11 protein-coding genes are annotated in these 22,082 nt (G+C 59.9%); all 11 read right to left on the minus strand.

Translation table 11 applies throughout. The annotated features are described in order from the left end of the window. Positions 1–36 precede the first annotated feature (36 nt). The 11 genes from GH657_RS14620 to GH657_RS14670 all read right to left on the minus strand — a co-directional run bounded on the left by GH657_RS14620 (position 37) and on the right by GH657_RS14670 (position 21,162). Positions 37–438, minus strand: coding sequence for an efflux RND transporter periplasmic adaptor subunit (locus GH657_RS14620; protein WP_153101789.1), 402 nt, complete (start codon positions 436–438; stop codon positions 37–39). 113 nt (positions 439–551) lie between these two features. Continuing rightward, complete coding sequence (locus GH657_RS14625; RefSeq protein WP_153101790.1) at positions 552–2,546, minus strand: hypothetical protein; 1,995 nt, start codon at positions 2,544–2,546, stop codon at positions 552–554. A gap of 781 nt (positions 2,547–3,327) precedes the next feature. Beyond that, positions 3,328–3,807 (minus strand): hypothetical protein, encoded by a 480-nt coding sequence (locus tag GH657_RS14630; RefSeq protein ID WP_153101791.1) that lies wholly within the window; start codon positions 3,805–3,807, stop codon positions 3,328–3,330. Further along, positions 3,710–4,216 (minus strand): hypothetical protein, encoded by a 507-nt coding sequence (locus tag GH657_RS14635; protein WP_153101792.1) that lies wholly within the window; start codon positions 4,214–4,216, stop codon positions 3,710–3,712. Before GH657_RS14635 ends, GH657_RS14630 begins: the two co-directional genes overlap by 98 nt. A gap of 125 nt (positions 4,217–4,341) precedes the next feature. Beyond that, positions 4,342–4,677: a hypothetical protein gene (locus GH657_RS14640; RefSeq protein ID WP_153101793.1), complete on the minus strand. Its 336-nt coding sequence runs from the start codon at positions 4,675–4,677 to the stop codon at positions 4,342–4,344. Positions 4,678–4,757: 80 nt separating this feature from the next. Beyond that, positions 4,758–6,914, minus strand: coding sequence for a site-2 protease family protein (locus GH657_RS14645; protein WP_246174175.1), 2,157 nt, complete (start codon positions 6,912–6,914; stop codon positions 4,758–4,760). Further along, a complete protein-coding gene (locus GH657_RS14650) occupies positions 6,911–8,254 on the minus strand; it encodes an efflux RND transporter periplasmic adaptor subunit (RefSeq protein WP_153101795.1) in 1,344 nt (447 codons plus the stop codon). Before GH657_RS14650 ends, GH657_RS14645 begins: the two co-directional genes overlap by 4 nt. Next, positions 8,145–9,059 (minus strand): efflux RND transporter periplasmic adaptor subunit, encoded by a 915-nt coding sequence (locus tag GH657_RS14655; protein ID WP_153101796.1) that lies wholly within the window; start codon positions 9,057–9,059, stop codon positions 8,145–8,147. Before GH657_RS14655 ends, GH657_RS14650 begins: the two co-directional genes overlap by 110 nt. Continuing rightward, a complete protein-coding gene (locus tag GH657_RS14660) occupies positions 9,040–10,800 on the minus strand; it encodes a TolC family protein (RefSeq protein ID WP_246174176.1) in 1,761 nt (586 codons plus the stop codon). The genes GH657_RS14655 and GH657_RS14660 overlap by 20 nt, the downstream gene beginning before the upstream one ends. Continuing rightward, a complete protein-coding gene (locus GH657_RS14665; protein WP_153101797.1) occupies positions 10,769–11,623 on the minus strand; it encodes an Ig-like domain-containing protein in 855 nt (284 codons plus the stop codon). The genes GH657_RS14660 and GH657_RS14665 overlap by 32 nt, the downstream gene beginning before the upstream one ends. After that, positions 11,557–21,162 (minus strand): VCBS domain-containing protein, encoded by a 9,606-nt coding sequence (locus GH657_RS14670; RefSeq protein ID WP_153101798.1) that lies wholly within the window; start codon positions 21,160–21,162, stop codon positions 11,557–11,559. The genes GH657_RS14665 and GH657_RS14670 overlap by 67 nt, the downstream gene beginning before the upstream one ends. Between the last annotated feature and the right edge of the window lie 920 nt (positions 21,163–22,082).

Raw genomic sequence — 22,082 nt, forward strand, 5'->3', positions numbered from 1 at the left:
GCCTGTGTTTTGGTTCCACGCTTCATATTGCCCGCCTTAAAACCCACTCTCGCGCAGCAATGCCGCGCTCAAATGCTGCAACCCCAGCCCCAGCATGCTGCGACGCTGGCCTTCGATTTGCAGCTCGCCGCGCGTCTCGCGCAATTCCGCTTCATGGCCGCGCACGCGCAGCGCCAGATCCGGTTCGTCGAGCACACTCAGCGTCGTGCCTGCCGCGACCTGTCCCATGGGATGAAGCGTCTGCAAGCGCGCTGGAAATGGCGCATAGAGATGCAGCAGATGCTCGGCCCGGGCCACGCCTACCGCATGCACCTGGGCATGCCATGGCACGGCTAGCAATAGCGCCAGCACGGCGCCCGCCAACCCGAACAGCCGTCGCCGCGAGGACGGGAAATGAGCGCGCTGCACCCAGACATAGTTCAGTTCGCGCCAGACCACACGTTGTTATAGAGGTACTTGTTCGAGTCGTACTGCGAGCTGAGATCCAGCGTGACGTTAGGCCAGAGCTGCGCCTTGGCGATCTTCAGGTCGTTTTCGTTGACGCGCTTGTATTAAAGCGGGCCATATTCCAGGATTAAGGCATTGCCGTTGTCGGGATCGGTCATGGTATTGAAGGTGATGGGGCGCGAGAGTGTGACGTCTTCAATCATGTCGAGGATTTTTTGTTTAGCGTTCGCGCTGGCGCTGGCATAAGTCACTCTAAAAGTGATTTTTGTGTTTTGATTCTGTAGAAATAATTCGATGTATTGGGCGTAGGCCTGTTCGAATTTCTTTCTTGTCTGAAGCTCGTCAGGCCCGCTGATATCAATTGTCGGAATATCCGATATGGCGTTCATGACAATATTGGGCACGATTTTCAATGAATCTGTTGCTTGTCTGTTTGAATCAGGTATGACTTGAAGGGGTGAGTTGATTTTCTGTGAATCTTCAGGATTATCATGGGTCATCTGCGCCTGATTTTCAGTTAAAGCGTTTTTGGGTGCGCGCAGTGAGGCTTGATAAGCCATGGTGATGTCTTTTATTCTTGCCATAATAAAATCAGAAAAACTCTTGATGCCGGGATGGGTGGCGTACCTCTGTAGCACGCTGTTAATGTTCGGCAGTATGCGGGGCTGGGCTTGCGCTAACTTTTCAAATTCATCAGTTAAAAGATTGCGCAGTTTGTTAATTGAAGATTTGGGAAGTTTCTGGGTTTCTGGTGAAAAAATATATTCCAGAAAATCGGCGAAATATTTTACGGCATTGTTTTTATAGAATACGCTATTGGTTTTGATGTTTTTGAGTGCCTGTTTGCAGGAGGCGAGCAGTATGAGTGACTCCGTGGATTCAGTGCAATGTGAAATAGCTAATAAAGGCAGTGTTAAGCTTAATAATTCAATTTTGGAGATAACTATGGCTAGTTTTTCCCGGACAGGATCGGCGCCTGCTATGTCAGCGGAAAACTGGAGGCTGTCGACGATTTTTTTGGTATCCGGATAATTCCAGTCCGCGGCGTTGGGATCAAACACCGTATTGGCAAAATTGAATGCCGAATCGATTAATTTAGTCGAGCCGATCTGGCATGCATGGTTCAGATAGGAAGAAATATCATTTGAGCTCCACGGGCGGGTGGATGCTGTGTTGATTAACTTTCCAAAAATAAAATTGCAGTGGGTAGCAATTTCGGAGTGAGAGGCATATTCAGATTTAATTGACGTGATAGTTAGCGTGGAGCAAATAATAGATTTCGGCGCGATGGTTTTATATTGGGGATTCTGGATAATTTTGGTAACTGTTTCCAGCGTTTCCCTGGCAATCTTTGGGTACCCTATTTTGTGGGTGCTCCGCAGTATTCTGAACAAAGTATCGAAGTGTATGATGTTTTTGTTTTCAAGAATAAAAAAATCAAGTGAGCGATAAAAATTTAATAAATAACCCTCTGGATCTTTGATTAAATCCAGGCCATCTGCAATTTTAATGAGAAAATAATTAATGGTGGATTTTTTATGCTGGTCCGGTTTTTGCTTGGCTTGATTAGCGCAACGATTAAATGCATGGTCCAGAGAAATGGCTTCGTTGGCCGTTATGTTTACAGCAACACTATTTGCACTGTATTTTTTTTGTTCGCGGAGAAAGCAGAGATTGTTGCCGTTTATTGCTGTGGACAACGCGACAAATTCATCTGACTTTCTTATCAAATCAAGCTGCCATACGCCAGACGATTCCACGGAGTTAAAAGTAAAAAAATTTGTCTGGGGCATTTGCTGGGCCAGATTATTTTTGGTCTGATATGGGTCGGTGTGATGATTGTTGCGGGAATAAGGGTGAGTGCGTTTGGTTTGCTGCCAGGTCTGGTCGATTGAATAATCTTTATTAGAAGAAGATGCTCGCTGGAATGGTTGATCTTGCTGGAATGGTTGATAGGTGTTGGCGCGTAAAGACGGGTTGGTGGAATCCGGTTGTTTGAAGGGAGGGAAAGATGAGGTGTTACTGGTGTTATCCGTTTCAAACTGGTTAGTGGTTGGGTTGTTGTGGAATGAGGCCTGGAATGGATTAATTCTTGTCATGGATAAGCCCGAATTTTTGCTGGAATGTTCGGTTAAGTGACAAAGTATGCGTTTTGGTTCCATGCCGCATGTCAAATCATGGCGTTAAAAATATCTGTGCTGTCAGGTATTTCTTTTGCACCGCGCCGGAGCATGGTGTCTTTCACGTGCCAGGCGTTATCTGATTGTCGATTCGCAGCATCGCGTGCTGGCGAGTCCGGATGGGCATGGGGGCTGGTACGGCGTGATCGTGCAGGTACAGAGGTACAGGCTGGCGCGGTTTAAGCGCGTCAGCTGTACCTGCATCATGCGGCCCTGATCCCGTTAGGGATGGGCCGTGTCAGCTTTGCTGGCCTGAGGCCTGAGGCCTGAAGGGTGAGCGCTGGACGGGTTTGCGTGCCATTCGCCTTGGGATTGAACTCGGGTTGAGATTCGCTTATTTTTTTCTCTATTGATTTGAGCAGGGTGCGAAGTGATGCCCGAACGCCTGATGTCTCTTTCCGGCTATCCGCAAGAATGTGAGTCGTATTTTGAGTGAAGGTTTCTTTTAGTGCGATAAGCATATTGTAATGAAGCAATGCCAAAGGATTATTTACGCTTGTCGTGTCATGGTTAATAATGTATTTTTCCAGAGCGCTCTGCGCGGCTGGGTAATTGTAGCTGCGGCGGACCGATGATATTTTTGATGCAATAGTACGGAAAATAGTCTCGAGTTCAGGCGTAATAGTGCAGTCATTTAATGACTGGCCGATGTTTAACAGTATTTGAGGTTCGAAGTGCGCTAGCTGTTTAATGGCATAATCTAAAACTCGAACAACTGGTCAATCGAGTTGAGGGGCAGCGTCTGGATTTCAGGTGAAAAAAGATAAGCCAGAAGATTTTTAAAAAATTCTTCAGGATTTTTCTGGCTGAATCTGCTGTTGGCGGCGAAATTGAGTGTTGTCACAGCGGCATCGAGTAAAGCGGATGATGCCGCGGAATCGTTGGTGTACGAAATGATTGAGAAAGTTGTCTCTAGTTCATGGGTTTTAAATTTCGGAATCATTTTGGCCAGTTTTGCCAGTATCAGGTCGGCGTTCCGCCTGTTATCGTAAAATTTTAAACCATCGACCATTTTTTTATATTGGGAATAATTCCAGTCTTCGTTGTGAGGGTTGATTTTTTCGCTAATAAAGTAAAGGGCTTTATTGATTGCGGCATGCGACGCGATCAGATGGGCATCGAGAAAAAAACTGGAGGTCGATTGCAGGCCACGGATCGTCGTTGGCTTTATCGAGAACATTTTGATAAAGAAGTTCGCAGGCTCTGGCAATCTCCGGGCTCTCTATGTTTTTTATACTACATAGGGTTTTGTTCAGAAGATTGAATGTTGGAACATACCTGTTTTGCAGAAGGAATTTTGCCAGATCGTTATAAAAATCCAATAGATAATTATTTTTATCTTTTATGAGTTTTAGATTGTCCAGCACCTCGCTGAGATCGAGCTTTGCTTGCCAGCTATCGATTTGACCTTTATTTCTGTGTAGTTGGGTAACGCAACGGTTAAAGGTTTGCTGCAAGCACAAGGCTTCTTGTCGTGTGATATTTATAATGATGTTTTGCGAAGAATTTATTTTAACCCCTTTGTTGAAATAGGGGTTTATGCAGCCAGTTGCATTTTTCAGGGCATCGAATGTATCTGCTCCTTGCATCTGGTTAAAATCCCACAAGCCCGAAAATTCAACTGAATTAAAATTTAAATTATCTGGCTGGATAAAATTCAGGGTTGAATTGGCTTGTATCGGGCTGGGTTGAATTGGGTTGAAATTGTCATTAATTACTGTTGAGTTATGGTTGTTATGGTATTGGTTTTGATAAGTATCGTGCTGGCGCTGATGTATATTGTTATCGAAATTATTGCGTCGATAAGGGTGCGGGCGGTTGATTTCCCCACTGTTGCCTGGCGAATAAGTTGGGCGATGTGAGTTGAATAAATGGGGGCTTGATTTGAATATTGGCCGGAGCGGGAGCTGTACTCGTCAATTTTATAAGAGGGGGCGGTGGATGGAGTTTTATTGCCGAAAATTGAGTTATTGCTGGTTTCCAGATTGACGGGGCGGCGGGCATTATATTCGGTGTAATTTCCGGCGCTGGATGGAATTCTTTGTGACATGGGTAAACCATAATTGTGGTTAAAGTGTCCCAGTAAGAGACAAGGCCTGTGTTTTGGTTCCACGCTTCATATTGCCCGCCTTAAAACCCACTCTCGCGCAGCAATGCCGCGCTCAAATGCTGCAACCCCAGCCCCAGCATGCTGCGGCGCTGGCCTTCGATTTGCAGCTCGCCGCGCGTCTCGCGCAACGCCGCAGGCGCGTGGTCCAGCCGCACCACCACATGAAACACCGGTGGGTTGGGAATCAGCGCGTCATGTTCCGGTGCCACCATCACCGGGCCTTGATAGCGTGAGGCCAGCATCGGGTACGCCAGATGCCGCACCGCTGTACTGCCCAGCGCGATGACCGTGCCGTGAATCGCCTGCATCTGGGCCTCGGGATAAAACCGCACGCTGGCGCCGCGTTTGAGCCACTGCATGTCGTCTTGCCGCACATAGGCATCGGCGAGCCAGTGCTGCGGATCGACCAGCATGCCGAGTGGTTCCGTCCTGCCGACCCATTGCCCGGCATGGCGTTCGGGATCGACATCGAGCCAGCGCCCACTAAATGGCGCCTGCAACGATAAACGGGCGATTTCGGCCCGTGTGGCCTGGATCTCCTTGCTTTGCACGCTCACCTGGGCCTGGGTAGCGGCATCGTGCTCGAGCCCGGCGTTGTCCGCCAGCAGTCCGCTCAAGCGTCCTTCGTAACCGCGCAATTCCGCTTCATGGCCGCGCACGCGCAGCGCCAGATCCGGTTCGTCGAGCACACTCAGCGTCGTGCCTGCCGCGACCTGTCCCATGGGATGAAGCGTCTGCAAGCGCGCTGGAAATGGCGCATAGAGATGCAGCAGATGCTCGGCCCGGGCCACGCCTACCGCATGCACCTGGGCATGCCATGGCACGGCTAGCAATAGCGCCAGCACGGCGCCCGCCAACCCGAACAGCCGTCGCCGCGAGGGCGGGAAATGAGCGCGCTGCGCCCAGACATAGTTCAGTTCGCGCCAGACCGGCAGCGCAATGAACCAGGTGACTTCGACGATAAATAGCGCCACGCCGAGCAGTTTGAAAAACAGAAAGTAGACAGTGACCGCGATGCCCAGAAAAAGCACCAGGCGATAGAGCAGGGTGACAAGGGCAAAGGCAATCAGCAGACGTCGTTTGAGTGGCGTGAAGACTTCGGGCGGTGTTTCATCGAGCCCCGCGAGCGTGCGCCGCAGCCAGACGCGAGCCTGGGCGAAGGCGCGCTCGTGCAGGTTCGGCATGTCCAGCAGGTCGGACAGGATGAAATAGCCATCGAAGCGCATGAAGGGGCTGGCGTTGAGCCCGAGTGACAACACCCAGCTGGTGGTGGCCAGATACAGCAGGCCGTTGCGCAGCGCGCCGGGCTCGGTGAGCACCCAGCCGAGCGTGGCCAGCCCAGCCAGCGCCAGCTCGCACACGATGCCCGCTGCGGAGATCGCTAACCGCTGGCGTGAGCGCAACAGCTTCCAGCTTTCGCCGGTATCGGTATAAAGCATCGGCCACAGCACGACGAAAGCGATGCCCATGTGCGCGACACGCACGCCAAGGCGGGTAGCCACTAGCGCATGCGCGAGTTCATGTAGCGTTTTGGCGGCGATCACTGCCAGTGCAAAGCTGAACAAACCCTCGGGAGAAAACGATTCGACCACGGCGGCGCGGAACGTATCCCATTGATGCAGTACGCGCACGATGCCCAGCAGGCTCAGCAACAGCACGGCGATACCGGTGGCCGGGTGAAACAGCCAGTCGAGCCGCGACGTGAGCCGTTTGAGCCAGCGTTGCGGGCGCACCAGCGGAATGCGGAAAAACAGATAGTGATGCAGCCACCAGCGCCAGGTGAGCCATGCAAAACCTGTTGCGCTGGCCGCAGGGAGGGGGGTACGGCCCGGCTCGAGGCGCAACAGCTGGTTGCGCGCGAGGAACTGGATGAACGCATGAATTTGTTCGAGCCCTGGGCGCAGCGCGGTTTCCGCGCTGATTTGCTGCTGTATCGCGCTTGCGGTTTGGCCCCAGCGCGCGAGGCATTCGAACTCCAGCCAGCCGATGCGGTAAAAGCGGTTCAGCACGGTGTCTTCGATGACCCAGGTGGGCTCGCCGTGGCGTGACGTCAAGGGCGTTTCGTTTAAGCGCAAGTCTTCGCGCAGCGGCGGCACCGGGGGCTCGATCGCCGCGCTGGCTTCAGTCGCGTTTTCAGTCGCGTTACGGCTTGCCGCATCGAAAGCCTGAGGCGTCACAGTCCACTCCATGCGCGCGCGGCGGCGAGCGGGCGGCGCAGCAGGTAATAACCGAGGCTGACCCATTTGCCGTACAGCTTGGCCGTGCCGTGCAAGCCCAGGCGCGCGTGTTGCGGGCGGCCCTCGACGCTCGCCAGCAGCCGGTAAGCGATCACACCGTCTTCGCCAGGGCGGGCCTGGTAGCTCGTCTCAAGCACTTTGCCGTGCAGCGGGCTGAGCGGATACGCGCTCAGGTACAAGGTCACTTCGGCGCCGGGTTCGAGCGCGATGGCGTCGGCGACCGGTAGCTCGATGCGCATCGCGGGCGTGGCGGGATTGGCGACTTCGAGAATGCGCTCCCCCGTCACCACGGGCTTGCCTAACCAGTCATCGGGATCGCTAAAGACCGCCACGCCGGCTTTCGGTGCGACCACATGGGTACGAGCCAGTTGCGCTTCGGTGGCGGCAAGTTCGGCGCGGCGCTGTTCGGCGGTGCCCGTTAGCACGGTGAGTTCGTTCCGGCTTTGCGGGTTATCGAACGCGCGCTGGTTTGCGGACATCAGCTCGGCATCGGCCACGGCCACTTGCTGCGTCAGCACGTTGGCGTGGTTGCGCAAGGTGGTCGGGTCCAGCTCGAAAAGCGGTGCGCCTGCCGCGACGGGTTGATTGGGCCGCACATCCATGTGTGCGATGACGCCCTCGATCGGCGAGCTGATGATTTCCGCTTCATTCGACACGATTTGCGCGGGCGCCAGCGCAGTCTGGTGCACGGGAAAAAGCAGGAGCGTGACGCTCAGTAAGGCCACCGTGAGCGTTTCGCGGCGCGTCAGACGCCATCTCAGGCGACGCCGGGGTTGCTTGCCGAGGGCTGACCAGCAATACGCCCAGGTTTGCCAGAGGCCGATGAGCGCAGTGCGCAGCGCGGGCTCCGGGGGCGCATCGAGCAGGTAGAGCAGCAGCGCCTCCCGTTCGCCATCGGCGGCATGCAGCGGCACGCACCAGACGCCATGCGGCCACCACTCGGCCCAATGCTCGGTGATTTCAGGCGGGGGTGTCAGCGTGTTGTGTTCGAGCCAGTGCGGCTGGGCATCGGGCAATTGCGTGCCGAGCCAGTGGCTGGCGCGCTTGAGCCAGACCCGATACGGCGAATCTTCCGGGGGCATGGCCAGTCCTGAGACGCAGAGCAAACGCAGATGCCCCTCATGCTGGCTAAACACCAGCGCCTGGCGAAAGTGCAGCAGTCCGAACGCATCATTGGCCATCGAGAACGCGAGCGCTTCGCGGCTGTTCGCTGTGAGCGCGCGGTCGCGCAGTTCGACCAGCGTGGCGATCAAGGCGGGCGCAAGCAGCGGCAGGTTCATGGCGTAGCGGCAGGTACAGGGGCGGCCGGGGCGGCCGGGGCGGCGGGGGAAAGCGGGCGATGCCGGTCATGCCCGCGATCAGCTCAGGGTCAGCGCGATCGAGTTGCGCTTCCAGTTCGACCGTTTGCGCGACCGCATCGACGCGGGCATTGATCGCACTGACATGGGCGGGATAGGTGTGCCCGGTTTCGTGGATGGTAATGGCGAGCGGCGCGCCAGCCTTGAGCGCTTTAAGCTGCGTGGACGGTACATTGAGCCGGACCTTGAGCGGGCCATCGCTCACCAGGTCGAACAACGGCATGCCGACGCTCACGCTTTGATAAGGCTTCACGTAGATCTTTGCCACATGCGCGCTGAAGGGCGCTGCCACGTGGCAGTAACCCAACTGCGTGTTGGCAAGCGCGAGCGCGCCGGAAGCTTTTTCGACTTCCGTGGTGGCGTTGGCGACTTCGATATCGCCAGCAGCATCCAGTTTTCTCAGGCTTTCCTTGGCGCTGAGATTTTGCCGCGCCATTTTCAGCTCAGCGCGGGCAACCTTCGCGCGTGAGCTGACTTCGCCGCAACTGAGTTGCGCGAGCAGCGCGTGCTGGCTGACCTTTTGCCCCAGTGTCAGATGCAAGGGCCCGAGGGTGCCGTTCATCTGGCTGGAGAGCGTGGTTTCCAGCTGCGCGGCGAGCAGCACGCGAATCGCGCTGGGCTCGTCACTGCCTGTTGCCACAGAGGTGGGCCTGGCGGCGTACCCGAGCGTTGTCGCGCTGAAAATCAATGCCGCTGACAGCGGAAACTTAAGGGTATGCAAACGCATGCGAGGCTCCAGTCGAAGAAGAGGTTGAGCGTGAGACCGAGATGAGGGCCGGGGCCGGTTGGGTAGTACCGGGTGTGCCCGGCACGTCCGGTGCACCCGGCACACCTGGCACACCTGGAATAGCAGCCAGCAGGGTGTGCTGGCTTTGCTCGTTGACCGAGTGCTCGATGGCCTGGGCGAGGGTCTTGATGTCGTCCTTGTCGATCGCTGCGGGCAGGATGTCGAAGCCGAGCGAGTTGTACAGCCGGCCCCAGGCCGCCTGGGCGTTGGAGTAAGCCGCTTCGCGCATATAGCGCGATAGCAGCAGCCGCCCTTCGGCGCGGATCACTTCCAGTTCGCTGCCGAGCGAGGCCGTCCGGGCCGCGCGGGCGTAGGCCAGCAGATGGTCATCGACGCGCAGGCTGTCGTCGGAGAAATTCACTTCCTGTAACGCGAGCTGATAGCGCAGCGCGCCCACGCGCACCTGGGTGAGCACCGCCATCGAGAGCGCGATGCGGCGCATGTCGTCGGTATTCGCCTGAGCTTGCTGCGCCGCATTCAACGAAGGCCATTGCAGCAGCCGTAGCAGGTTCACCGACACTTGCACGCCCACTTGCGACCACACGTTGTTATAGAGGTACTTGTTCGAGTCGTACTGCGAGCTGAGATCCAGCGTGACGTTAGGCCAGAGCTGTGCCTTGGCGATCTTCAGGTCGTTTTCGTTGACGCGCTTGTGATACCACTCCTCCATGATCTCGGGGCGTTGCTCAAGCGCGAGGCGTTCGAGCCGTGAGAGATCGCCGTTTAGCGGCGGCAGGGGCGTTTCAGGGGTATCCGCGAGGACCAGTGGCGAGCCCGGTGGTAACGACATGAGCGCGGCGAGTTCGGCTTGGGAGAACTCCAGATCCTGGCGGCGCACGGTCAGCAGATAGATCGAATCGAGCAGCGCGCGCTGGTACGCCAGAATCTCCTGGCGTGGCAGCAGGCCCCGGGCCTGGGCTTCGCGCGCCGCCGTCAAGGCCCGCTGGGTACGCTCGAGCAGGACATCCACTTGCGGCTTCAGACGCTGTGCACCGAGGGCGCGCCAATACGCGTTGCGCACATCCTGCAGCACGTTTTGCGCGACCTTGCGCCGACGCTCCTCGGCCATTAACACCTGATCGGCCTTTTGCTGCGTGCGGTAATACGCCACGCCGAAGTCCAGCAGGCTCCAGCTCAAACCGAGCCGGTTGAGCGCGCGATAGCGTTGTTCGGAGGTCGAGGCACGCAAGCTTTGCTGGCCATCCTGGATGCCAATCGAGGTGCCGCCCGAATCGTTGCTGCGTCCGGCAAAGCCTGCTGATTCGACCAGTTGCGGCAGCATTTCGTGGCTCGTGACATCGCGCAGATCGGCGGCTAGCGCGCTTTCCATCAGTTTCAGGCGGTAGTCGAGGTTGTACTTGAGCGCACGTGCTGCGGCTTCATAGAACGTGATGGGGCCGTTGAGCGGCTCCTGGTCGGCATACATGCGCGCCTGATCCTCGACGACTTTCTTTTGAAAATCTTTCCTGGCAAGCGGTTGGGGTTGCAAGGCGGAACAGGCGCTCAAGAGAAATACAAACGCGGTGAGCGAAATGAGCGCGGTGGAATTCCTGAGCGAATACATAGCGATCGTGTGTCCTTCTGGGCGTGAGTCGATGGAGCGATGGGACGATGAGTCGATGGGACGATGAGTCGATAGGCCGCCGGGTTCAGGGCAAGGGCTGTGGCGGGGGCGCGCCATGGGGACGCCAGCGCTGCGCCGCTGCGCGTACCTGAGCGCTAAAGCCAGGCGCGCTGTGAGCGGCGTGCTCAGGTGTCGTGTGTGGCAGGGCTGAAGCGGGCGGGGCAGCGTGCTCCACGGCACGCGAAGGCGCGGCAACTGCGGCAGGCGTGTCGTGCTGTTTGCCGTGCCGCTGCGGCGCGGGTGCCGCGTGCGGTGTCTCAGGCGCCTGGGTGTTGAAACGCGCAGGCGTTGCCAGCAAGCCATCGGCGCTCAGGTTGACACGTGTTTTACGGCCCTGGATCCGGGCCAGATCCTGCTCGCTGGCGAGACGGCTGTCGCGCACGCTTTGCGCGACGAATTGCGCCTCGGTTTGGTTGAGGTTCAGGCAGTCGATGTCCGTCGGAAGGGGGGCGATGTCGGGCAGGATGTAGTGAAACAGGCCGCTATCGCTCGAGTGCAGCGAGTATTGCAGCAACTGCGCGGTCGAGCGCACCACGGGCGTGACGAAGATCCCCGCTTCGAACCCGAGCCCTGGGGGAGCGAAGTTTGGCATGGGGTTCAACGTGGTCAGCCCGTACAGATGCTGGGGTGCTTCGATAAAGGGTGCGGCGATGTCCAGATGCAGCACCAGCCGCGCTTCGTCCGTGGCGCCGGCGAGATCGCTCACCGTGTAGCTAAAGACGTCTTGCAGCACGGGGCCGCGTCCGGCGGCGGCGATGACCTCATGGTTCGTGCTGTCGATCTGATAGGTGTAGCGGCCATCGGCATTGAGCGTCAGCGTGCCGTAGCGGCCAGCCAGCGGCTGGCCGACGTTGATGGCATGGAGAGGCGAGGGGCGGATTGGGCGGCGTTGCCGGTCACGCCGGCAGGGTTTGCCGCATTCGCCGCGCTCACTGCGTTGACCGCGATCACGCTGAGGGGGTCGCCACGATCGACATCGGTGTCGTTGGCGAGGACGTTGCCACGCGCTTGCGCGGCATGCTGCTGGTCGCTGGCCTGATTGCCGTCGTCGTGCGCGATGGGCGCATCGTCCTGACCGCTGATATGGATGGTCAGATGCGCTTGCGCCAGCGCGCCGCTCGTATCGCGCATGCGATAGGTGAAGATCTCGGCCAGTGGCGCGCTGGACGCCAGCAAGGCTTCGACTTGGCGGTTGCCGTTATCCAGCACGTAGCGATAACGGCCATCGGCATTGAGCGTGAGCTGGCCGTAATGCCCCGTGAGCGTATTGCCTGCCACGCTGCGATGGTTGTCGCTGTCGCTGAAATCCACGACCTGCTTCGTTTCGCCATAAGCGCGGCCATCGACATCGCTGTCGTTATCCAGCACGTTGCCGCTTGGGTTGACGCCGGGGGTCGCATTGTGACGGCCACCGGCTTCCACGGCCTCGGCCTCGTCGTCACGCGCGAGCGGCGTGTCGTTGCGGCCTTCGATGGTGATGCGCAATTCGGCCACGCCAGGCGCTTCCCAGCGATCGCTGAGGGTGTAGGTAAACACCTCTTGCAAGGTTTGATCGTTGGTGCGCAAGGCTTCGACTGCGGGCAGGGTGTTATCGAGCGTGTACTGCCATGTGCCGTCCGCTTGCATGAGCAAGGTGCCATAAGCGCCGCGCAGCGCATGGCCCACTGTCGTGGCGAGGTCAGGGGAAGGGTGCCCAGCGTTCGCCGCAGCCGTTTCGTCAGCGCGCGTGCCGGGGCGCACGGTCCGCACCGTCAGCACGTCGGCATGGTCGACATCGGTGTCGTTGGCAAGAACATTGCCGCCCGGATTGACCCCCGGCGTGGCGTTGTGGATGCCGCCCGCCTCCACCGCCATGGCCTGATCGTCGCGCGCGAGCGGCGCATCGTTGCGGCCATGTACGCGGATCGTTAATTGTGCCGTCGAACTCAGCAAACCTTCATCGCTCGCCTGGTAGGTGAACACGTCGAAGACGCTTTCATCAGGATTGAGCGCGATGACCACAGGGTTGCTGGAATCGACCTGGTACAGGTATTCGCCATCCGCGCCCAGCATCAGCGTGCCGTACTGGCCGCTGATCGTGGTGCCGGTTTCGTGGTTCGTGTTGGGGGCGACGGGATGCATCGCGCCGTTTGCTGTTTTTGCCCCTGCACGGAGGCCCGTGACCGTGAGGTGATCGTCATGATCGGTGGCGGTGTCGTTGGCCAGCACGGAGCCGGTGGCTTCGAGCGCCGCGTAGCCCAGGCTGGCCGCCGTGGCCTGGCCCTGATCGTCGCGGCTGACGGGCGCGTCCCAGGCGCCTTCGATGGTGATCTTCAGGACCGCGTGGGCGCTTGCGCCAGCCGCATCCTGCTGGGTGTAGGTGAAGTATTCTTCAAGAGATTCGCCGGGCCGCAGACGTTGTACCACGCGCAGGGCGTTGTTCACGCGATAGGTGTAATCGCCATTGAGCTCGAGCGTGAGCCAGCCGTAGCTGCCACGCAGCTCGCTACCCAGCATGCCCTGGAGGCCGCCGTCCGGAGCGGTGCCGGTGCGCACATCGACGACCCTGTGGCTTTCGCCGTAGCGATCCACATCGGTGTCGTTGGCCAGCACGTTGCCGCTGGGGTCGATACCCGGGATTTGGTTCAGGACGCCGCCCGCTTCCTTGGCCGTTGCATGGTCGTTGAGGGCGACGGGCGTGTCGTTTTGCCCAGTGATGACGACGTTCAGCATCGCGCTGCTAGTTGCGCCTGCGCTGTCGGTGACGCTGTAGATAAAGCGTTCGGTGAGGGTGTCCGAGGCTTCGCGCAAGGCCTGAACGTCGGCGTTGTCGTTATCCACGGCGTAGTGATAATGGCCCTCGGCGTTGAGTGTCAGCTCGCCGTACTGGCCGTGGAGCGCCTCGCCCACCGTGCCTGTTGTGCCCGCCTGTGTGCGAATGGCGCTGACGCTGAGCGGGTCGCCATCGGGATCGCTCACGCGGCGGCTGTCAAACAGGTTGCCGTCGGGGTTATGACCGGGCCGATTGTTGGCGCTGCCACCCGCCTCCTGGGCGCCGAGGGTGAGGTCATGAACGGTTGGCGCATCGTTGACGCCGGTGACCGTGATGACCAGCTGCGCCTGATCGCTCAAGCCTTCGGTATCGGTGATCTGGTACGTGAACACATCGGTGGCGGTTGCGCCGGGACGCAGCGCCTGCACGGCGGCGCTGGCGCTTGCCACTTCATAGCGGTACGAGCCGTCCGCGCCCAGGTACAGCGTGCCGTACAGCCCGGCGATCGCGGTGCCGTTGGCGGCTTGGGTGTGCGCCGCCACGGCGGCAAGCGAACCCGCCGCTGTGCTCTCGCCTTCCCGCACACCGCTGACCACGAGCTGGCTGTTGGGATTGTCCACGCGATCGACATCGTGATCGCTGCCATCGCCCTGATCGCCCTGGCGCGGCACACCGCCGGGGCGGGGGCTGGCATCGAGGATCACGTTGCCCGAGGGATTGACGGCATCGCGGCCGAGGCTTGGCGCACCGGCTGTAGCGAAGGCGTAATCGTTGCTGGCGACGGGGTTGTCGTTGCTGCCCTGGATCGTGATGCGCAACTCAGCCACGCCTTGCAGGTTGCCCGCATCGTTCATCTCGTAGCTGAAGACGTCAGTTAGCGTGTCTTGCGATGTGAGGCGTTCGACTTCGGGGGCCGTGTTGTCGACGACATAACGGTAATCGCCGTTGGCGCCAAGCGTGAGCGTGCCGTATTGGCCCTGGATGACGGTGCCGTTTGTACTGTCGGTACCGGGTGCGACGTTGTCGAAGGCGGTACTCGCCAATGCACCGGCGGTGCGGATGCCGTTGACCGTGAGGACTTCGCCGTAATCGACGTGGTTGGCGGGATGCGCGACGTTGCGGCCTGGGCCGCCGTCCACATCGGAATCGTTATCCAGCACATTGCCGCTGGCGTCCTGGCCAGCGCTGCTGTTATGCACGCCGCCCGCTTCGATGGCGGTGCCCGTATCGGCGAGGGCTTGCGGCGTGTCATTGGCGCCTTTGAGCGTGACGGTGAGCGTAGCCCCCGACGCGCTGCCCGCCTGATCCGCGAAGCGGTAGGTAAAGCGCTCGCTGAGCGTTTGCGTGTCGAGCCGCAGCGCCTGCACGGCAGCGTCGTCGTTATGCACGAGGTACTGGTACTGGCCCGTCGCGTCGATGCTGAGATCGCCATAGAGTCCGGCGATCAGCGTTTTGCCGTTGGCCGCCACGCTGATTTCGGCACCCTGTGCCGGGCCACTGTCAGCCGTCACGCTGAGCATATGCAACCGGTCGGGGACGGCGTTGTTGTCCGGGTTCAGGTCGGCGTCCCGATCGTTATCCAGCACGTTGCCGGTTGGATTGATGCCCGCAAGGGTGTTGCCGGTGCCGCCGGCTTCCAGGGCGATGGCCTGGTCGTCCACACCTTTGGGGGGATCGTTGACCTGCTGCAACACGATCTGCACGCTGCCGGTGGCGCTCAGCGCATCGCCGGGTTCACCCGGAATGCCATTGCCATTGGCATCGCCAAAGCTACCGTTGTCGTTGCTGACCATCGTCAGCGTATCGGTGCCGTTGAAGTTGCGTCGGCCCTGATAGGTCAGCTCGCGCAGCGCGTCGTTGAGACTGGCGAGCGTGCCGCGCATTTGCAGCGTCGCGCTGTGCATGCCCGGGTTCGTGAGCGTGACTTGCGGCACGGCACGGGCGAGATACAGCGTGCCCTTCGTCACGCTCAAGGTCACCGTGAGCTGATCGTCCGGACGCGCATCGATATCGCTCAGGCTCAAACCATTCAGCGAGAGCGGCGTGTCCTCGAGACCATACTGCGTGCCAGGCAAATGATTCACCGGCGCCTGGTTGCGTTCGACGTAACCGATATTCGCCACGGCTGAGGCACCGTTGTTCAGCACGATATCGACCTCACCGAGCGTCGCGCCGTCGCTGTCGATGCGCACGACGAGATCGCGCTCGGCGATATGGGCGGCGCTATTGGGCGCGGTGATGCGGTACTGGCCTGGCGCCAGTACGCCGAAGTGATAACGGCCGGCGTTATCGGTGGTGGTGTTGAAGCTGAGATTGTCGGCGCTCGTGGCGAGGTTGCCATCGAGCCCGGCCCAGACCAGCGTCACCGTTTGCCCGCCGAGCCCCACGCCATCTGGCATTCTTGAGGCATTGGCCGATAACGTGTCGTCCCAGAGCGTGCCGCTAATCATGCCCAGTCCGGCTGCGCTGGTCAGCACATAGGTGTTGGGCGGGGAGCCCTCACCCGTGCGCGCGCCATTGGAGGTGCCTGCCATGCCGACGGCCGAGCCGCCCCATTGCGTGAAGTTGTCAGGCAGGCTGCGCCAGCGCAAGGTGGCGTTGTCCGGGGCAATGGCATGCGTGTTGGGCACATCGACGGCGTAGTAGACGCCGACCGTGACGCCAGGCGCGATGCGTGGCAGCGTGAGCGCAAGGCCTGTGGTGGTATCGAGCGTGGCGCCAAGGATGGCGAGATCGGCGGCGCGATAAGTCGCGCCATCGAGCACGAGATGATCGAAACGATAGTTCGTGCCGCCTGCAAAGTGGTCCGTTAGCGTGGTATCGAAGGCGGGCATGCTGCCGTTTTGCGTGAAGCGCACGAGTACTTGCGCCGTGCCGATCCCGGCGTTGGCACTGTCCGCGACGGGCGCAAAACTCGTGATCTGCTTGACCATGCCGCTGAACCCGGGTTCGACGATATGTTCGAGCAGCGTGTTGCCGCGGGCGAGCAAGGTTGAGCCGGAGTAATCGGCGGCCTTGACTGTCAGCATCGCGCCGTTTGTGTTGCTGTCCTGGTTGAGCGTGCGGGCGCTGAATTCGAGCGAGACCCCTTCGAGGTCGGCATCCAGCTCGGTATTGCGCATGTCGCCCAGATCGAACACCAGCACCTGGTTGCCCTGGGCATCGGTGGTCACGGTGAGATGCGAGCGATTGAACACACCTTGCGGCGCTGCGCCAGACAGATCGGGTGTGAGCGGTAGCGCTTCCGGGCTGGTTTGGTTGCCACTGAGATGCAAGTTGGGGTCGCCGCTTGTCACCAGATCGCTGTAGCTCGACGACAGGCCGCCGTTCGAGATCAGGGCGAGGCGCACGCTGCCATCGTCGATGAAGGCGAGGCCGTTGGGCAGCGTGACGCGCATGGTGAAGTGGTCGGTTTCGCCTTCGGCGAGGATGCCGTTGACGCGATAGCGGATGATTTCACCTGGCGCGACGTTTTCGTCCAGCGTGGTGGTGGGAGACGGCGCGGGCGTGTCAGGCAGGCCCCCTACCCGCGAGATTTGCACCCCCTGAGAAACCGATACCCGCAACGGCGCTTCCAGCCGGTAGTCGTTCACTACGCCGCTGTGGAGCAGGCCATCGGCGCCGGTGCGCTCATTGGCGTTGGGGCCGTCGATGCTGGTCCACTGCACGCGCGGCACGTTCTCGAAGCCAGCCAGGCTGGCCGCGTTGTCGGTGGTGCGGCCGGTGACACGCAGCACGATGTTCGCGCCTGTCGGCAGGTCGATCTTCGCATTCGCCGCGCTGCTGAGCTGGTTATCGGTTAGCACGAAAGCGTTGGGGCTCATGCTCGCGCCACCATCCAGCGTCACGCTATCGAGCGTGTAACCGGCCAGCACGGTCGGCAACGTGTCGCTGAACGTGAGGTCGTAAGCGTTGGTGTCCGATGCAGCGTTGCCGTTGCCGATGCGGATCGTGTAGGTCACCAGGTCGCCGCCATCCGCGCCGCCGCTGCCCTGATTGCCTGCGGCAGCCAGGAGAGGGCCCGTATTGTGGATGACCTCGGCGCTTTGCTTGAGGGTCAGCGTGGGCTCGCGCACGACGACAGTCGGGGGCGCGCTGGTATCGGGCAAGGTGCGCTCAAGAGGCGTCGAGCCGTTGGGCGTGTCGCCATCCGGGTCGCTAAAGGTCAGGCTGGCATGGGTGGCGAGCGAGGTCCCCGCCTGGTTGCTGCCGACATCGGCCAGAATCAGCCGTATGCGCAGGACCATGCTGTTGTTGTTCGTGATGTTGTCGGCGGCGGTGAGCGCAAAATTAAAACGCCAGTACGCACCGTCTTGCGTGATGACGGGGAGGTCGCAGTGAACGTAGCTGTTGGGATTGAGATCGGCGTCGAGCGCAGCGCTCCCGTCGCGCATATACAAGAGCTCGCAACCGTTGCCATTGCCGTAACTCATGTCCAGCGTCAGGCCCGGCGGAATCAGCGCGTTGACGCGCAGGTTATCGGTGATGTATTCGGGCAAGGCGACGACGATGTCGTACAGCATGCTTTCGCCGGGTACGAGGTTCGCACCGTGCGTGTGAGTGGCGCTCGAATCGCTCTCGCTCAGGCTGCCGTCGGCGAAGACGATATGCACCGCGGGCGAGGCCACCTGCTCAAGCGCGGTGCTGGTCGCATCCGTGGGTGCGTTGGGCGTGAACCCGGGGCCGCCGGCCAGACTCGCATAGTGCGTCAGCGTGGCACTGCTTTGCAGCGTGCGGGCAGCTTCGATGTAGGGGTTCACGATCACGTCGTACGTGATGAGCACCAGGTTGCTGCCGCGCAAGTCCGCGTCGGAGCCGCTGCGGCCCGCGCCGAGCGAGGCCGTGTGGCCCGCATCGAGAAAGCGGATCGAGCTGCCTTCAATGACGTAATCGACGTTGGCGGCCAACGCGCTGCCATCGCCGCGGTAGACCTGCACCCTCGCGTTCGCCAGCGAGCCACCCGCAAACGTGAGATAGGGCGGCAGGGTGATCGTGGTGGCGACCTCGAAGGCGCCGCCACCGCCGCTATTTTTGATCGCCGTGGCAAGACGCACGGTGTCGTTGCCGTCGATGCCGCTGACATTGCCGTGGATCGCGTCGAGGCTGGTGAGCACGCCATCGAAGGGCCGGCCACTCGTGCCAGGCGCATGCCATGTCACGCCGCTGCCGCTTAAGCCGCTCACCGTGCCGTGGCTGGTGGCGACCACGCCGTGACGCAGGCTTAAAACCGGCTCGGCAATCGACTGGATGGCGGCAATATCCGACGACAGCAGGCTCGTGTGATCGATCGTGGTGACCTGGCTCGATTGCCCGAGAACGCTTATCGAGCGATGGTCCGCGTAAGGCTGGCCGCCGACGCTCAAGGTGAACAGCACCTCGATCTGGTTGTCTGTGCCGCTGGCCATGCTGTAGTTGCCGAAACTGAAAACCACCGAATTGCCAGGGCCGTTGCTGACGCTCGGGTGGTTACCGGTATGCGTGTTGCGGGGGCCGAGTTGCCAGTGGTTGGCGCCGCTGCCCTCCCGCCAGGCGATGCTGCTGGTGTCGAACAGCGGCAACGGCAGCCAGGCCTTCAGCGCGAACGACTCGTAGTCGCCCGTGACGAGCGTGTAGTCGAGGCGGAAGGTCACCACGTCGCCCGGATGCAGTTCGCCATTGACAGGCGGCGGCGCGCCGTTCACCTGGTCGAGCGTGATCTCGACGTTGCGCGTATCGATCCGGCTGAGCGTGGCCGAACCGTCACTGGGCGCGGCATCGCCCTGGTTGGCGTGATCGAGCAAGATGTCCGCGGTGACCACGGCACGGTTGCCGACGGTATCGCCTTCGTTGAGATCGCCATGGGCGTAGCGGTGATCTGCGTAGGTTTCGTTGACGCGCGTCGTGTAGCGGATCGCCGCCTGGGTGGCGGCCGATAGCGTGGTGTCGAACGCGAGATCGCCTGCCAGCGTGCTGGACGCCAGCGTCGAATGAAGCAGCGACTGGACGATATCGAAAGTGAGCGAGGTTGTGCCATCGGCGTTGAGCTGCGTCGCGGTGAGCAGCGCGATGCTGTGCGTCACGCCGTTGATCTTCACTTCAAGCGTGGCGGGGCCGTTGAAGGTCTGGCCGTCGCTGATCTGGTCGGCGATGGTGAGCGAGCCATTGCCGCCCAGCGTCTGGCCGAAGGCGAAGTAATCGGAGAGCGCGAGGTTCAGCGTGTAGCCCAGCGTGTCGCCGGGGGTGAGCCCTGGGCCTCCCGTATCGTTTTTCAGCGTCACGCTTTTTTCGAGCGTAATGGCCTTGGCGATGAAGGTGGTGTCCTTGGTCGTGCCATCGCCCGAAATGGCGATATCGGTGGCGGGAGGCGTGACATCGCGCGGGTCTTGCGGTGTCCAGCGGCCTGTCGCATGCGCCGCGCCGAGGGTGATGCTGAGCGGGTCGCCGCGGCGTGCATCGAGGATCGGCTGACCTGTCGCGTCCAGTTTGGGCACATAGAAATCGACTGTGCTGGCCTGCGGCGCGGACACGCTGGCATAGGTGATCGAATACGATTTCAGGAAGGCGTTGCCCGCCGCGAGTTTCTCCGCGATCAATGCGGCATTCGTGATGACCGTGTCGTTTTGCAACGTGACCGAACTCAAGGTGCCGCCTGCGCCTGGATGGATCGCTGTCACCCGGATCGTGCCCGGCAAGTCCTGGTTGAGCGTGATGTCGTGCAGCGTTTGCCCGGTGGCGGGCGTGAGCGTGACGGTTTCCGTGTGAATGAAGTTCGGTCCGGTGGCGGTTTCCATCTCGATCATGTCGAGCTTCTGGGCCAGCGTGAACAGACGCGGATGCACGATAAAACTCACCGCGTCCGGGCTGAGGAGGCTGGGGTCGGCGGTGGGGTTGTCCAGCGCGTCGTTGCCATACTGAAAGCCGCTGCGCGCATGGATCATGAGATCGGCCGCGGGGTTCGAGTCCGCCGTGTCGGCGAGCGGGCTCAGCGTGGCATTGACGATGACGGGAATCCCCGGCTGATCGCGCGACACGCTGGCGTAGGGCAACTCCAGCACGACGAGCTGGTTGTGCAGACCCAGGCCGGCGGCCTCGGTGAGTACCAGCGGCTGCCCGTCGCTGTCCTTGGCTAGCGGATGGGTGGCATGGCCGCTCGCATCGAACTGCACCACGTGCGCGGTGAGGGTATGGCCTAGATAGGTTGCGGAACTGAATTGCACGCCATCGTTGCCGTCCTTACCTGCTGAGGGAATAAAAAGGTCGATGAACGGCGCGTAGCCCGGCTGCGCCGAGGTGTTGCCCAGCGTAACGGTGAACGAGAACGCTCCCCCGAGCGGCACTTCCGCGCCACTGGCCGAGACGCTGAGCGTGGGGGCGGCATTGGCGGTGGCATCGAGCGTTGTCTTGACGCTGGCGGCTGGACGCTCGGCCCGCTCCCGCTCGCCCTGAGGCGCATCCTGGTTGTGGGCGCTTTCGCTGGTCTTGGCGGCATGCGCAGGTGCTTCTACAGGAGACGCGGGACGCGGCGCGCCATCCGCATGGTCTGTTTGCGCCGGATTGGTGTGGTGCTCGAGCGCTGCCGCTCCCGCGCCATCGAACAGGATGCGCGGCTCCAGCGCGAGCGCCTGGCTGTGCGGACGCAGATGAGCGGGCGTGGCAAGTGCTGGGTGCGAGGAGCGTGAAGTAGACATGGCGTCGAGGTTCTCTGGTAGCCGTCAAGGACACCGCGAGGGTCGCGCGAGTCTTGCCGGAGTAAGGCGAATGGCATGGGGCGAGGCGCCGTGCCGATGGCCTGACCAAGCATCAAATAGAAAAAGAGCTTGCGAAATTTAAACAGGCTGAAACAGGCATCAAACCGTTAAAACCATTAGCTGAAACGGATGTTTTAATTCGGACAATCTGGACGGCATTATTTTTAGTCAAACGGGTGTTTAAACTGCCGGTTTGTCTTGCGGCACAAGGCGGAGATTGAATAATTAAATGCAAAATAGATGGTGAGGTTTCACTTGTCCGTTAAAAAATAGAAAGTGAAAGATTAGGAACGGGTTTTGAAAGGCTCTTTCCGGTACCTGGAGAAACCGTTGCAAGGCATGTAGATAATGGGTTTGTGGCTTTTCGGACAAGACCTGCGGAACAGCCGCAAAACGGTATAAACGGCCTGCCGCACAGTAGAACGGAAGCAGTGACATGGTATGAAAAAGACGGTTGGCGTGATTGGATTTTTTTGCCAGGTGGCGCTTTGGAATCAGATTCCCGGAATGAGCGGATGGTAATTCAGATTGTTAAAAATTGTCAAATTGAGAGGGAATTATCAGGGGCTCGATGAGGTTGAAGTAATTTCTTCCGATTGAATCAATTCGGCAGACCGCATTTTAATTAAGGCATAACGCGGACGCGTTCGGGCGAAAGTCACGGTGGCGAAGGCCAGGAGGACGGCACGGTGAATGGAACGTGCTGCGCGGCCGACGTTGTGTCAAGGCTAGCCGATGGCGGGGCTGGCGGGGCCAATGTGCTGCGTGAGGTGCTGATGAAAAAACAAATTTAAGGCATCCAGCGCATGCAATAAAAGCGGAGCTGCAAGTGGCAGGACACTGGAAAAATTAAACGGAAT

Origin of the sequence: Paraburkholderia hayleyella, from assembly GCF_009455685.1 — a bacterium.
GTDB lineage: Bacteria > Pseudomonadota > Gammaproteobacteria > Burkholderiales > Burkholderiaceae > Paraburkholderia > Paraburkholderia hayleyella.

Bases quoted from the DNA above. Each gene is read 5' to 3' on its own strand.
- GH657_RS14625 (WP_153101790.1), bottom strand. From the start codon at position 2,546: ATGACAAGAATTAATCCATTCCAGGCCTCATTCCACAACAACCCAACC.
- GH657_RS14630 (WP_153101791.1), bottom strand. From the start codon at position 3,807: ATGTTCTCGATAAAGCCAACGACGATCCGTGGCCTGCAATCGACCTCC.
- GH657_RS14635 (WP_153101792.1), bottom strand. From the start codon at position 4,216: ATGCAAGGAGCAGATACATTCGATGCCCTGAAAAATGCAACTGGCTGC.
- GH657_RS14640 (WP_153101793.1), bottom strand. From the start codon at position 4,677: ATGTCACAAAGAATTCCATCCAGCGCCGGAAATTACACCGAATATAAT.
- GH657_RS14650 (WP_153101795.1), bottom strand. From the start codon at position 8,254: ATGAACCTGCCGCTGCTTGCGCCCGCCTTGATCGCCACGCTGGTCGAA.
- GH657_RS14655 (WP_153101796.1), bottom strand. From the start codon at position 9,059: ATGCGTTTGCATACCCTTAAGTTTCCGCTGTCAGCGGCATTGATTTTC.
- GH657_RS14660 (WP_246174176.1), bottom strand. From the start codon at position 10,800: ATGGCGCGCCCCCGCCACAGCCCTTGCCCTGAACCCGGCGGCCTATCG.
- GH657_RS14670 (WP_153101798.1), bottom strand. From the start codon at position 21,162: ATGTCTACTTCACGCTCCTCGCACCCAGCACTTGCCACGCCCGCTCAT.